Source organism: Micromonospora sp. LOL_023, from assembly GCF_048060115.1.
Classification (GTDB): Bacteria; Actinomycetota; Actinomycetes; order Mycobacteriales; family Micromonosporaceae; genus Micromonospora_E.
Window position 1 is genome coordinate 23,747 of the sequence record NZ_JBHMIM010000061.1, and the last position, 12,906, is coordinate 36,652.

The 12,906-nt window shown below is 68.6% G+C and carries 9 protein-coding genes; 2 read left to right on the top strand and 7 right to left on the bottom strand.

All coding sequences use genetic code 11. The features are described 5' to 3' along the window. Positions 1–207: 207 nt before the first annotated feature. Positions 208–912 carry a transglycosylase SLT domain-containing protein gene (locus ACFHVL_RS25945; protein ID WP_416631054.1) on the bottom strand — a complete coding sequence of 235 codons (705 nt, stop codon included), beginning with the start codon at positions 910–912 and terminating at the stop codon, positions 208–210. A 46-nt stretch (positions 913–958) separates the two neighbouring features. Continuing rightward, complete coding sequence (locus ACFHVL_RS25950; RefSeq protein ID WP_416631055.1) at positions 959–1,777, bottom strand: hypothetical protein; 819 nt, start codon at positions 1,775–1,777, stop codon at positions 959–961. A gap of 268 nt (positions 1,778–2,045) precedes the next feature. Here ACFHVL_RS25950 and ACFHVL_RS25955 point away from each other — a divergent pair, with 268 nt between their 5' ends. Next, positions 2,046–2,948: a helix-turn-helix domain-containing protein gene (locus tag ACFHVL_RS25955; RefSeq protein ID WP_416631056.1), complete on the top strand. Its 903-nt coding sequence runs from the start codon at positions 2,046–2,048 to the stop codon at positions 2,946–2,948. Positions 2,949–3,205: 257 nt separating this feature from the next. Here ACFHVL_RS25955 and ACFHVL_RS25960 read toward each other — a convergent pair whose 3' ends face one another. Together ACFHVL_RS25960 and ACFHVL_RS25965 are read right to left on the bottom strand one after the other, a co-directional pair. Continuing rightward, positions 3,206–4,651, bottom strand: a complete 1,446-nt coding sequence (locus ACFHVL_RS25960) for an RICIN domain-containing protein (RefSeq protein WP_416631057.1) — start codon at positions 4,649–4,651, stop codon at positions 3,206–3,208. Positions 4,652–5,062: 411 nt separating this feature from the next. Then, a complete protein-coding gene (locus tag ACFHVL_RS25965) occupies positions 5,063–5,287 on the bottom strand; it encodes a hypothetical protein (RefSeq protein WP_416631058.1) in 225 nt (74 codons plus the stop codon). Between the two features lie 521 nt (positions 5,288–5,808). Here ACFHVL_RS25965 and ACFHVL_RS25970 point away from each other — a divergent pair. Next, positions 5,809–8,799, top strand: coding sequence for a family 16 glycoside hydrolase (locus tag ACFHVL_RS25970; protein ID WP_416631059.1), 2,991 nt, complete (start codon positions 5,809–5,811; stop codon positions 8,797–8,799). An 88-nt stretch (positions 8,800–8,887) separates the two neighbouring features. Here the strand turns inward: ACFHVL_RS25970 and ACFHVL_RS25975 are convergent, their stop codons facing one another. The 3 genes from ACFHVL_RS25975 to ACFHVL_RS25985 form a co-directional block, all read right to left on the bottom strand. Next, entirely contained in the window at positions 8,888–11,098 is a 2,211-nt protein-coding gene (locus ACFHVL_RS25975) for a glycoside hydrolase family 3 N-terminal domain-containing protein (RefSeq protein WP_416631060.1), read from the bottom strand. A 207-nt stretch (positions 11,099–11,305) separates the two neighbouring features. Beyond that, a complete protein-coding gene (locus ACFHVL_RS25980) occupies positions 11,306–12,163 on the bottom strand; it encodes a carbohydrate ABC transporter permease (RefSeq protein WP_416631062.1) in 858 nt (285 codons plus the stop codon). 16 nt (positions 12,164–12,179) lie between these two features. Next, the gene (locus tag ACFHVL_RS25985) at positions 12,180–12,875 is read right to left on the bottom strand and encodes a carbohydrate ABC transporter permease (protein ID WP_416631061.1); all 696 of its coding nucleotides are present in this window, start codon (positions 12,873–12,875) and stop codon (positions 12,180–12,182) included. Positions 12,876–12,906 lie beyond the last annotated feature (31 nt).

A 12,906-nucleotide genomic window follows, 5' to 3' on the forward strand; every position in this document is an offset into this window, starting at 1 on the left:
TCACCGGGACGACCCAGCTCGCCGGCCCCGACCCGATGCTGGTGGCGTCGGGTCGGGGCCGCCGTGCCGGTTCAGCAGCGCCCGACCATGCTCTTGATGTCGTGGGTCGTGGAGATCCAGGTGTCGGCCGCGTAGCCGGTCGCGCCGGTGGCGGGGTCGGTTATCCGGTCCCAGGTGGACGATGGCCAGTAGCCGCCGCCGACATACTCACCGAAGGTAACAGGAGATGTTCACCGTACTGCCGTAGCTGGTGTAGCCGGTGACGGCGTAGGAGGTACCAGGCCCGGCACGGACGTTCAGCCACGGGCTGGCCAGGATCGTCCCGGTTACGCTCGGCGTGCCGCCGCCACCGAGCCGGTTCACGGCCGCCTGCGCTGCCGAGAGGTGGTTGGCGTACACACCGCTGTTGTAGGTCGACCACGGCTGCCAGTTGCCGCCGCCGCTGGAGATGCTGTACGCGGCGTTCGCGTTGCACTGGGCGTCGTACGCGCAGGTGTCCGTCACGCTGGGGTGGTAGCAGTTGTTGATCTGCCACAGCCCACGGTCGCGCGACCCGGCGGGACAGCCTGCGGTGGGGCCGTTGGTGCCCATCGCCGCCGGGTTGCACGAGGATTCCGCCATGGCGACGGCCACGGCGGTGACGAGTGGGCTGCCGCGGAACCCGGCGGCGTATCCCACCTGCGCACACAGGTCGATGCCGACGGCGCTGACCCCGACGGTGTCCGGTGCCGCCCCAGGGGCGGGGTCGCCGACGCTGGCCGGGGAGGATCGACCGGCGGAATCCTCCGGGGCGGCCCCGGCCGTGCCGGGCAGGCCCACGACGACCGTGCCGACGACGGCGAGCAGGGCGAGGCTCAGCGTCAGCCGCCGGCTGCGGGCTGATGGCGCCGGGTCGAGATGATCGGAGTGCATCCTCTTCCTTCCATGATGGAGGTCGGTTGGTGTCGGTCGGTGCGGGTCAGCGGCCGGGCCATTCCGGGTCGGCGTACGACCAGCCGAGGTACGGCGCACCGGGCCAGCTGAGGGAGACCCGCCGTACGGTGGCGGCCGTCGTGATGTAGTTGCCGTTGCCCTCGGAGAGCATCACGTGTCCGGCGTAGCCGTTGATCTGCGCGCCGTTGTAGAAGACGAGCGTGCCGGCTGGCGGGGTGCCGGTCGTGCGGATGAGGCCGCGGGCGTTCAACGCGTTGAAGTGGGCCAGCGCTGTCGGGTAGCCGCTGGCGGCCCGACCGTAGGCGTGCCCGACGAAGTTGTCGCACCAACCGTCCCACTGGTGGTTGGAGTCGCCGAGGTCCCCATTGGTGTGCGTGTGCCCGAGAACCGACCGCGCCCAGGCGAGCGCGCGCTCCTCCCGGGTGCCGGTCGGCGGCGGGGCACCGGTGCCGCACTCAGGTTCGCCGGGTAGGTACTGGTTGAACCCTGGCGTGGTGGTGTAGTAGTCGCTGATCCAGCCGGTGACCGGTGAGCTGATCTGGTGCCAGACGTTGTTGCCGTAGATGTTGCGGGCGCGTACCGCACACTGCGCGGTGAAGTAGGTGCCGTCGGCGAGCACGGCCACCGCCGAGGCGCCGGCGTCGTGGGGATTCGTCCGTACGATCAGCCCGGCACCGCCGGTGCCGGTGATCCGGTAGCCGGTGATTCCGGCGACCGCCGGCGCGACGGTGCCGACCAGCATCATCGCCACGGCGGCGCATGATGCGAGCAGACCCCGGGTGATTCGGGACAGCGCCCGGCGAGCTGGTCGGTCCGTGGTGCTCGTCTCCTCGAGCTGGTACAACGTGGTCCTCCTGTCGGTGGTTCGGCACTGCCCCCTCGATTGCGCGCGGCTGGCTCCTGCCGGGCCAGGTGTCGGATCGACAGGTGTGCCTGCGGACCGCTCGAATCCAGGCGTGCGGATGCGTACGCGGTCCAGCACGGACTGTGAGACGCTGTCCGCTGACGCCGTCGAGTGGGCAGTCCATCGGGGCTGATCCTGTCGTGTCTGCCGCTTGTAAAGCACGGGCTTGACAGTCGTTGACACCAGGTCTTACGCATGAGGAGAGGCCATGGCCGACCAAAGTGGTCGTAACGCCGACCCGGTGCCGGGCTCCGGCACGCTCACCGACTTCGTCGCCGATCTCGCGCGGCTACGACGCGACGCCGGCCAACCGTCACTGCGGAAGATGGCCGAGAAGGCCCACTACTCCCATACCGCCCTGTCGAGCGTCCTCTCCGGCACGCGGCTGCCGTCCCTGGAGCTGACCCTGGCGTTCGTCCGGGCCTGTGGTGCGGACGAGGACGTATGGCGTGAGCGCTGGAACCGACAGAGCGCACTGCTGAACGGAGCCGCGCCGACCGGCGCGGCGGCACCGGCCGTCCCCACGACCGCGACGCGCCCGGTGCCGCCCCGGCCACGCCGGCCTTGGTGGGCACGGCTGGCGGCTGTGGGGGTCGCCGCGATCGTCGTCCTCACGATCGTCGCCGTGGCCGCACCGAGATTCGGCGGCGACCCGCTCGGATCATTGGCGCGGGACGGGTCGGTCTCCGAGCCGGCCGGCTCGCCTGCTGCGGCGGACGGGTCGGATCCACAGGAGCAACGGTGCCACCTCGACGCGATGAGCACCCACACCGTCCAGATCCCGGACCTGGACACGGCCCTGCCTCCCTACGGGAGCCTGACGCTGCGTTTCTCCCCGCGCTGTCAGGCGGCTTGGCCGCTGTTCGTCTCCACCGAGCGGGTGCCGACCGGCGTCACCATCCGGTTGTCCACCACCCGTCCATCCGACGGCGCCGTGACCCGATTCGACTACCCCTTCATGGTGCCGAGCCAGGTCTACAGCGTCTACGGCAACGTCCTGCGGGTGACCGGGGGCTGCGTCACGGTGGGTGTCGAGATCAGCTCCGCCGACAACCGCGAGTCGCTGGCGAGCGCGGACACCCCGTGCGCCCACCTCGACGCGGGGCCGTGACCGGTGCCGTGACCGGTGCCGTCCCGGGCCCGGCAGACAGCCGGGCCCGGGACGCTCTGCCCGTGTGGACCTTCAGGACGGCGAGGACGTCGACGGCTCACGCCCGCGATGGCGTAGACGCGGGCCGAGTCGATCGAGGGCATCCCACCTCGTGTTGAACGCGCCCATGTTGGTGATCCGGCTGCCGGAGGCGGGCACCTACCTTCTTTCGGGCCAGTCGGGTGGTCATGTTCGACCGGCACCCTGCCGGGCGGTGGTCACACCGTGGCGCGGGACCACTGCTGGTTGCTGCCGCCGTGGCAGGTGAACTGCTGGATGTCGGCGCCGTCGCCGGTGCCGGCGTTCACGACGTCGAGGCACTTGCCGCTGTGCCGGGCGCGCAGTTGGTGGAAACCGTCGACTGCCACCCACTGCCATTGCTGGTTGGTGCCGGCGCCGCAGGTGTACTGGATGATGTTGGCGCCGTCGGAGGTCGATCCGGCGGCGACGTCGAGGCACTTGCCGCTGTTCTGGTTGACGATGCGGAGGTAGCCGCTGCCGGCATCCTGGAACTCCCAGCGTTGGTTTCCGCCGCCGTTCCAGCCGTACTGCTTGACCTCGGCGTTGTTGGCCGTGGAGTTGCTCACCACGTCCATGACCCGGCCGCTGTTGCGGTTTGTCACCCGGTGGTAGATCGGCGAGTTCGCGGTGATCCTGCCGGTTGTAGTGTCGATGGTGATCGATGGTGCCCAGGTGAGGCTCATGCTGGTGGCGGAGGGAAAGGTGATCGGCAGCCAGACGTACTGCGAGTCGTTGACCGGACCACCCCACGCACCGGCCCAGCGGTCACCCAGGTAGAGGTAGCTCGTCGTGTCGGTACCCTGAATCGGCAGCACGAATGTCGGCTGGGAACGGAAAGTGGTGGAATCGCCGGTGTTGGTCCAGCCGGTCCACGGGCCGGAGATGCTCGACGCGGTCGCGTACTTGGCCTGATTGGGGCTCCAGCCGGTGGCACCCGAGGTCAACATGAAGAAGGTGCTGCCCCGTTTGAACAGGGCGGGGGCTTCCCGATGGGCGTCGTTCCAGAAGTTGCCGACGAGCTCGGCGACGTTGAGGTAGTCCGGGGTGAGCCGGTAGATGTGCAGGTCGTAGTTTTCGTCGGCCGCCGAGATCATGTAGCCGGTGCCGTTGTCGTTGTACAGGGTGATGTCCCGGGACATGTGCCCGAGTGGACGGAAACTGCCGTGGTACGTGTAGCTACCGTCCACGGTGGCCGAGGAGGCCACAGCCGCGCGGGCCTCGCTGTAGTTCGCGCCGTTCTCCTTGTGCATCCACATGACGTAGCGACCGGTGCTGGCGTTGTAGACGACCTTCGGCCGTTCGATCTTGGCGACCTGTAGTTCGGTGGCGGACGACTGGGTGAGGACGTCGTTGCGGAACTCCCAGTTGCGCAGGTCGGTCGAGCGGTAGACCGACACCGCCCGGAAGGTGTTGTTCGGGTTCCGGTTCTCCCCGAACCAGTAGTAGTAGTTGCCGACCTTGAGTACGCCGCCACCGTGGGCATGTACGGGGCTTCCGTTCGTGTCGGCGAACTGGGTGCCGTTGGTGATGGTGACCGGTGCCGCGTGGGCGGGCGTGCCGTTGCCGGTGACCGCCGACACCGCCATGCCGATCGTGGCCACGAGCGCCGTGGTGAGCGCCAGGAGTCGTCGACTCGATCGCACTGTGTTACCCCTTCCTGCGGGCCGGCTCCACGTCGTCCGGACCGCGAACGTCACATATGGGCAACCTCTTGGTAATCGAAGGCGATCCATTAAGCCACCACTCGAACCAATTCGTCCACGAACGTACATGGATGAACGTCGCCGGGGTGTAGCATCGCGGCGGCCCGCGCGGCTACCCGCCGAACCGGGCGCGCGGGTCGGCCTTCCGCAGTCCGGGCGTGGACGTGATCGCCGTGGACGGGGGCGACCTCGTCGCGGGTGACCTGAGCCGGTGCTTGGCCAACCATGCGCCGATTCCGTGCCGATGCATCGGCACTTCTCCTGGCGGTGCTGGGGCAGGGGTGCGCGAGTTCTCCTGGTGGGGCCGACGGCTGATGTGTGGACTCCCGGCCGGTCGGTGGTCGAGCGGACTCAGGCGAGGAAGCGGTCCAGGCCCCGAGCGGCGACGGCAGCAGCGGGGAAGCGCACTTTGTCGAGGCCGTGGTTCACCTGGTGGTCGTCGGTGGCGTCGGCGAACAGGTCCACCTGGTCCTGGGTGACCGTCCGGTACTCGGGGTGGCCGAGGTCGGCGCCGGCGAGGGTGGGGAGCTGGTCGTAGGCGACGGTCATCGGCACCTGTCCTGTCGTCAGCGTCATCTGGCCAGGCGTAGCAGCCGGGCGGCGTTGTCCTTCACAATGCTGGGAAGTACGTCGCGCTTCAGGCTGGTGCGTCCACGTCCCGCACCGAGCTGCGGTCCGTCGGTCACCGTAGAGCGGGTACGGGCGGACCAGCTCCGGGCCGAGGTCAAGGTCCACGTGTGTGCCCCGGGGACCATTCGGGCAGGTACCACCGGTCTGCGCACCGGCCGGCGAGCGCCACCGCCGCGTGCGATCGGCATCGGTCCGGCCTCCCATTGCGAACGACGGTCGATCCTATGGTCCCGTGCGGAGCCGCATCGCGCGGACCCGGTCTTCACTGTGTTGCGGGTGGCTCGGAGGAGTTCTTTTGACGAGATCAGCGAAAGTTTGACTCAATCACTCGGAAGATCTTGCTACTTCGACGAATGTGGCCGATGATGTGCCGCAGCCGGGAGGAGAGATCATCTCGTCCGCCGAGGCGGCAGCCCTCGGCGATGGTCCCGACACCGGCTCCCACCCGCACCGTCGAAGGGGGAGGAATGTCTCCACACCTGCCGCGTATAGTTCGTCCGCACACCCTCGCCGCCGTCGCACTGCTCGGTTCGCTGATCGTCGTCGGTGCCCCGCCGGCCGCAGTCGGGGCCATGGACCTGCCGCCCCAGGAACCGGGGGTGACACTGCGGACGTACGACGTACGGGTGCCGCTCACCGAGATCTGCACCCTCAAGCCCGGCCAGACCCCGAACGTCGACAAGCTGATGCCGGTCATCGACTGGTCCACATCAGATGACTTCGGGCTGGAGGACAACTTCGTCACGCACGCGCTCGGCAATCTGCACATCGCGGCCGCCGGGACGTACACGTTCCGGCTGACCAGCGACGACGGCTCCCGCCTCTACATCGACGACGCGATCGTCGTCGACCACGACGGACTGCACGGTGACACGTCGATGGACGGCGCTGTCACCCTGACCGAGGGTCACCACGCGCTACGGGTCGAGTACTTCGAGGCCGGCGGCGGCCAGCGGCTCACCCTGGCGTGGCGGCAGCCGGGCGACACGGACTTCGCCGTCGTGCCCGGCTCCGCCCTGAGCGCGGACGCCGGCGTGGTCCGGGTTACCGCGCCCGGCCGCAAGGCGTGCCAGGGCGTCACCGACGCACCCGGCGACGGGCTTCCACTGGACGCGGTGCACCCCGACTACACCCTCACCGACCTGCGGCCGGACGGCTTCCAGCCGCAGGTCTCGGGGATGGACTGGACCGAGGACGGCCGGCTGGTCATCGCGACCTGGGGCGGTAGCGAGCAGTTCGGCGGCGAGGTGTACATCGTCGAGAACGTGACCGGGGCGACCGGCCCTGACGAGGTAACGTACAAGAAGGTGGCCAGCGGCCTGAACGAGCCGATGGGCCTCGCGGTGGTCGACGGCATCATCTACGTCTCACAGAAGCACGAGCTCACCGAGTTGCGGGACACCGACGGCGACGAGATCGCCGACGAGCTCCGGACGGTCGCCAGCTGGCCGTTCGGCGGCAATTTCCATGAGTTCGCCTTCGGCCTGCTCTACGCGGGTGGCCACTTCTATCTCAACCTCTCCGTCGCGATCGACTACGGCGGTGCGACGACCAACCCGCAGCCGGTGGGCAACCGGGGCACCAGCATCATGGTGAACCGGCGCACCGGCAAGATCAGCTACGTGGCCGGCGGACTGCGTACCCCGAACGGCATCGGCTGGGGACGGGACAAGGAACTCTTCGTCACCGACAACCAGGGCGGTTATCTGCCCGCCTCCAAGTTGGTGCACATCCAGCAGGACCGGTTCTTCAACCACTACACGAACCCGGCCGGACAGTTCGACGCGAACCCGGTGGCGCAGCCGGTGCTCTGGCTGCCGCAGAACGAGATCGCCAACTCACCGAGTACACCGGTACGGGTCAAGAAGGGCCCGTACCGTGACCAGCTGCTGATCGGCGACGTCACCTACGGTGGGCTGCAGCGTGCGTACCTGGAGGAGGTGCACGGCGAGTACCAGGGCGCGGTGTTCCGGCACACCCAGGGACTGGAGGCCGGCGTCAACGAGGTCTTTATCGGACCGGACGGTGCCATCTACGTCGGTGGGCTCGGTGCCGACGGCAACTGGGGCCAGGCCGGCAAGCTGCGGTACGGGCTGCAGAAGCTGACCCCGAACGGCAACCGGACGTTCGACATGAAGTCGATGAGCGCCACCCCGAACGGCTTCAAGATTGAGTACACCCGACCGTTGGCCACCGCCACGATCCAGGACATCACCCAGCGCTACCAGGTCGAGCAGTGGCGCTACGCACCGACCCCGACGTACGGCGGGCCGAAGGTGGACGAGGAGACCTTGACCGTCGATGAGGTCAAGGTCTCGAACGACCGCCGGACGGTCTGGCTGGCGATCGACGGCCTGCAGCAGGGGCGGGTGGTGCACCTGCGATCGCCCCGGTCGTTCACCGCCTCGAACGGTGAGGAGCTGTGGAGCACCGAGGCCTGGTACACCCTCAACGCGATCCCTGGCGCGCAGCCGGACCGGGTCTTCTACGAGGCCGAGGAGGGCCACCGGCAAGGCGGTGCACGAATCGACACCGAGCATGCCGGCTACTCGGGGGTCGGCTACGTGGCTGGGTTCGGCGAGCTGAACGCCTCCACGACGATGCACGTCGAGGTGAAGCGCAACGGTGAGTACGAGGTGGGGCTGCGCTACAGCAACGGCCCCAACCCGTTCTCCGGCGAGAAGACAGTCAGCGTCTACGTCAACGGCAGCAAGGTGCGCCAGACCGTCCTGCCCAGCACCGTCACCTGGAAGGAGTGGGCCACCAAGACCGAACTGTTGACGCTGCGTCGAGGTCTCAACACGGTCGAGTACCGGGTGGAGACCGGCGACACGGGCCACGTCAACCTGGACACGGTCACCGTGCGTCAACCGGGTGAGCGGATCGTGCTGTTCGACGGCGGCGACCTGTCGGAGTGGCAGCACACCGACGGCCGCTCCGCGAGCTGGCCGGCGGTGGCCGACGGCGCGATGGAGGTGTGCTGCGGCGACTTGCGTACGCGGCAGGCGTTCGGCGACTTCCGGCTGCACGTCGAGTTCAAGGTGCCGCAGCTGCCGGCGGACGTCACCGGCCAGAACCGTGGGAACAGCGGCGTCTACCTGCAGGAGCGTTACGAGATACAGATTCTCGACTCCTACGGGGACCCGACGCTCGACAACAACGAGGCCGGTTCGATCTATCTGCAGAAGGCACCGGACGTCAACGCCGCACGTCCGGCGGAGACCTGGCAGACGTACGACATCACCTACCGCGCCGCCCGCTACGACAGCGCCGGAAACAAGACCTCCGACGCCCGGGTGACCCTGGTCTGGAACGGGGTGACCGTCCACGACGACGTCGCCATCACCGGCCCGACCGGCGGCAACATCCCCGAGGGGCCGGCGACCGGGTCGATCCGACTGCAGGATCACCAGAACGCCGTGCAGTACCGCAACATCTGGGTCGAGCCGTTGAGCTGACCTGACCGTTGGTTGTGTCGGACCGGAACTGGTCGGTCACAGACGAGTCGCTCCCGGTACGGCACACCGTACCGGGAGCGACCCACCGTCACCTGACCTTGGAGGTCGTCCATCGCCGTGCGGAGTTGGTGACCGGCACGGTCTGTCCGACCAGGGTGGTCCGCCCCTGGGCCAGCCGCTGCGCGCTCGTACCTACCCAGATCTCGACGTCACCGGGCTCGACCACCCGGGTCAGTGAGCGGTCGGAGAAGGCCAGCCGGGTCGTCGGCACGGTCAGCTCGACTGTGACCGTCTGGCCTGGTTCGAGACGCACCCGACGGTATCCGAGTAGCTGCGCCACCGGCCGGGTCACCGAGGCCACGAGGTCGTGGCCGTAGAGCTGGACCACCTCGTCGCCGGCGACCGTACCGGTGTTCGTCACCCGTACGGTCGCCAGCAACGCTCCGTCGGTCGGTACCGTCGCCGGCACGGTCAGCTCCGCGTAGGCGAACGTGGTGTAGGACAGGCCGTGGCCGAACGGTGCCGGTGAGGTCACCGACAGGTTGGTCACCTCGTTGCCCTCTCCGAGGGCGGGGTGCAGGTATGAGTACGGCTGCGCCCCCGCCGACCGGGGCAGGCTGACCGGTAGCCGACCGGAGGGGTTGACCCGTCCCGAGAGCACCCTGGCGATCGCCGCGGCGCCCTCCTCCCCGGGGAAGAACGCCTGTACCACCGCGGCGCACCGCTCCAGCGCCCAACCGATCGCGTAGGGCCGCCCGGTGAGCAGCACCAGGATGACCGGGGTGCCGGTCGCCAGCACGGCTTCGACGAGGTCGCGCTGCACCCCGGGAAGCTCCAGATCGTCGGTGTCGCAGCCCTCGCCGACCGTGCCGCGTCCGAACAGACCGGCTCGGTCCCCGACGACGAGCACGGCGACCTCGGCGGCGGCGGCCGTGGCCACCGCCTGCGCGAAGCCGGAGCGGTCGTCGTCGTCGACGCCGCAGCCGGGGGTCCAGCTGACGAGATCGGCGCCGAATTCGGCCCGGACCGCGTCGAGAACCGTCGGCACCTCGATTCCGGGCTCCACGTCGGGATACTGGGGGAGCACGTGGTTGACGAACGAGTAGCACCCGAAGAGGGCGCTCGGCAGGTCGGTGTTGGGCCCGATCACCGCCACCGACCGACCCGGGGCCAGCGGCAGGGCGCCCTGGTTGGCGACCAGGACGATGGACCGCTCCGCGAGGCGGCGGGCGATCGCCCGGTGCCCGGGCGGGTCGAGATCGATCTCTCCGGTCGGTTCATCCACCGAGGTGGCGTCGAGCAGTCCGAGATCCCGTTTCTGTCGTAGGACCCGGAGCACTGCCCGGTCGAGTAGTGCCTCGTCGACCTTGCCGCTGCGCACGGCCTCCGGCAGCATCAGATAGGCGTCGCCGGTCGGCAGTTCGATGTCGACACCGGCCGTCAGCGCCAGGATGGCCGCCTCGGTGTGGTCGCCCGCGACGTGGTGCAGCAGGTTGAGGAACGCCACCCCGAAGTAGTCCGCGACCACCACCCCGTCGAAGCCCCACCGGTCGCGCAGCACCCCGGTGAGCATGGTCGGGTCGGCGGCGACCGGCACCCCGTCGATCTCGGCGTACGAGTGCATGACCGAGCGGGCGCCGCCGTCGAGTAGCGCCATCTCGAACGGCGGAAGCAGAACGTCGGCGACCTCCCGGGGGCCGGCGTGCACCGGGGCGAAGTTGCGACCGGCGCGCGAGGCGGAGTAGCCGACGAAGTGCTTCAGGGTGGCGTGTACGCCCTGCGACTGCAGGCCCTGGATGTACGCGGTGCCGATGGTCCCGACCAGGTAGGGATCTTCGGCGATGCACTCCTCGACCCGGCCCCACCGGGGGTCGCGGATCACGTCGAGCACCGGGGCGAGTCCCTGATGGATGCCGAGTGCACGCATCGACGTGCCGATCGCCGAGGCCATCTCGGCGACCAGATCGGGATCGAAGGCGGCCCCCCACGCCAGTGGTGTCGGGAAGGTGGCCGCCCGCCACGCGGAACGGCCGGTCAGGCACTCCTCGTGGACGATGGCCGGGATGCCGAGCCGGGTGTTCGCCACCAGCTCGGACTGGAACTTCCACAGCCAGGCCGCGCGTACCATGGGATCGACGGGGCGGGTGCCGTACGTCCGGGTGAGGTGGCCGAGTCCGTGCCGGGAGAAGTCCTCCAGCCGGGCGGTGTCGCTGAACTCGCCCTGCAACGGCGCGACGGTTTCGCCGTCCTCCTTCTCCCAGAACCCGGTCAGCTGCGCGACCTTCTCCTCGACTGTCATCCGGTTCAGCAGATCCTGGACGCGGGTCTCGCCGTCCCGTGCACCTCGCCGTTCGGGTCCCTGCGGTCGGTCGTGGTTCACAGGCGTCTGCCCCGGCGCGACCTCGCCCGCCGTCGCGCGGACCTTAGCCATGTTGTGCCTTTCCCTCGGTGTGCGCGTGTCACGTCCGGCGCGCGCACGGTTCGTTCTGTGTGCCGCGGCCAGCGGTCAGCCCTTGACGGCACCCTGCAGGCCTCCGACGATCTGCTTCTCCGCGATCGTGAAGAAGATCAATGCAGGCAGCATCGCCATCGAGGTGAAGGCGAGGATTCCGGCGGTGTCGGAGGTGTACTGGCTGGAGAAGTTCTGCACGCCCAGTGGCAGGGTGTGCAGGCTGGCGTCACCGAGGACGAGTAGTGGCAGCAGGAACGCGTTCCAACTCGTCACGAATGCGAGGATGCCGACCGTGACGAGCGCGGGGCGCGACAGCGGCAGCATGATCCGCCAGAGGAAGCCGAGCCGCCCCGCGCCGTCGATCGCCGCGGCGTCCTCCAGTTCCTGGGGTACGGCGGACAGGAAGGGACGCAGGATCACGATCGTGAGCGGTAGCGCGAAGGCGATCTGCGGAAGGATCACCGCGAAGTACGAGTTGATCAGGTTCATGTCGCGCAGCATCAGGTACAGCGGCAGGATCGCCGCCCCGGCCGGGAAGAGCAGACCGAGGGTGAAGAAGGTGTAGAGGGCCTCCCGCCCGCGGAAACTGTACCGGGCGAGTACGAACGCGGCACAGACTCCGAGTGATACGACGCCGAACGTCGTACCGAAGGCGACCACTGCGCTGTTGAATGCCTGCTGCCAGAAGCCGCTCTCGGTCAGCACCCGGACGTAGTTGTCGGTGACCCATGGGTCCGGCAACGCGGCCGGGTCGGCGATGATCTGCCGGGTGGTGCGGAAACCGCCGATGATCACGTAGATCACCGGGACGATCGACACCCCCGCGACCGCGAGAGCGAGTGCGTAGGTGAGGGGACTGCCCCACGAGGAGTCCCGGCGGCGCCCAGTGCGTCTGGTCGGTCTGGTGGCGATGGCGTTCGCGGTCACGTCAGCTCCTCCCTCCAGTCACTGCGCCCTCGATGTCCCGACGGAGCAGGAACCGCTGGAACAACAGCGCCGCGATGAACGAGATCACGAAGAGGATCACGGCGATCGCGTTGCCGTAACCCCACAACCGAGCGAAGAAGCCGTTGTCCACCATGTACGTCGCCATGGTGGCGGAGGCGCCCAGTGACCGCACCGCAGGCACCGAGGTCACCCAGATCACGTCGAAGACCTGCAACGAACCGATCATTGACAGGAACATCCAGATCCGGATGGTGGGTCCGAGCAGCGGCAGGGTGATGTGACGTTGGGTCTGCCACCAACTGGCTCCGTCGATCTCGGCCGCCTCGGTCAGCTCGGGAGGCACACCGGACAGGCCGGCGAGCAGGAGGATGATCGCGAAACCGACGTACTTCCAGGTGAGGACGGCCAACAGGGTCCAGATCACGATGTCGAGATCGGCGAGCCACGGCCGTACCAGGGCACCTAGCCCTACGGAGCGCAGCAGCGCGTCGGCCGTGCCGTCACCGGTCAGGATCAGCTTCCACATGATGCCGGCGGTGACCTCGGCGAGCACGTAGGGTACGAAGGCCAGTAGCCGGAACATCGTACGGCCGCGGAAGGGCCGGTTGAGCAGCAGCGCGATGCCCAGGGCGATGGCACGGCCCCGGCGTTGTTCCTCTATGCCTGATTTGATCACGGTTTGTTAGATGCGGTAGACGGCGAAGGCG